Here is a 1,129-nt window from a genome sequence, read left to right as displayed (position 1 = left end):
CTAGATGATTGATTCCAAGGGGTGTGGTGCGCGGTGTAGCCGCGCGCCACACTCGCAGCGATGACCGGACCGGTGGACGCCTGCCGCTGTAAGGTGGTGAAAGATCTTGCTGGACAATGAATTCCGCTGATTGCGGCGAGAATTGGGCGAGAGTGCCGTAGGTCAAGGTTGTGAGCAATGATCTCGACACCCTCGCCACCGCACTCTACGTCAGCACCGACGATCTGTTGAGGCTTCGCCCGGACCTGGCACCGCCACGCCCAGTGGTCGGGTTCGCTCCCCGGCTGACAGACGCCGAGCTGGTGACCTTGGCAGTGATGCAGGCACTGCTCGGTTACACCTCCGAGGCCCGCTGGCTGCGGTATGCCCGCAAGCATCTGCGGCACCTGTTCGGCTACCTGCCCCAACAGCCCGGCTACAACAAGCGGCTGCGCCACGCCGCCACCATGATCCTCGTGGTGACCCGCGCCCTGGCCACCGACACCAGCCTGTGGACCGATGACGTGTGGGTCGTGGACTCCACCCCGGTCGGATGCGGATGCTCCCGCGAGACCGTGAAACGATCCGACCTGGCGGGGTGGGCCGAATACGGGTACTGCGCTTCGCATTCGCGCTATTTCTGGGGGTTGCGGCTGCATCTGGTCGCCACCCTGGGCGGCCTGCCGATCGGGTTCGCGCTGACCGGCGCGAAAACCGACGAACGCGAGACCCTGCTGGGCATCCTGGCCGCGGACCCGGCCCTGGTGACCGACCGGCCGGGGCAGACCCTGATCGGCGACAAGAACTACTTCGGTGCCGGGTTCGAAACCGAGCTCGCCGCGGCCGGGCTGCGGCTACTGCGCCCGGCACGCAAGGGCGAACCCGCACGCGCGGGCGCCGCCCTGTTCAAGCCGTTACGCCAAACCATCGAGTCGATCAACCAGACCTTCAAAGCCCAACTCGACCTGGAACGCCACGGCGGGCGCACCCGGGCCGGAGTCATCGTCCGTGTGCTGCAACGCATCCTGGCGCTGACCGCCGCGATCTGGCACAACGACCACACCGGTGCACCGATCCACCGATCACTGACCCCCTACGACCATTGACACAGTGGGGCTGCCCGCCCCACCCCTTGGAATCAATCATCTAG

1 protein-coding gene is annotated in these 1,129 nt (G+C 66.2%); it reads left to right on the top strand.

Translation table 11 applies throughout. The features are described from left to right. The first annotated feature begins 170 nt into the window (after positions 1-170). Positions 171-1,085 carry an IS982 family transposase gene (locus ACWEKS_RS49395; RefSeq protein WP_452346612.1) on the top strand — a complete coding sequence of 305 codons (915 nt, stop codon included), beginning with the start codon at positions 171-173 and terminating at the stop codon, positions 1,083-1,085. The last annotated feature ends 44 nt before the right edge of the window (positions 1,086-1,129 follow it).

This window comes from Nocardia sp. NPDC004711, from assembly GCF_053601595.1.
Note: the sequence above shows the minus strand (reverse complement) of the source record. Positions and strands in the feature narration are given on the sequence as shown.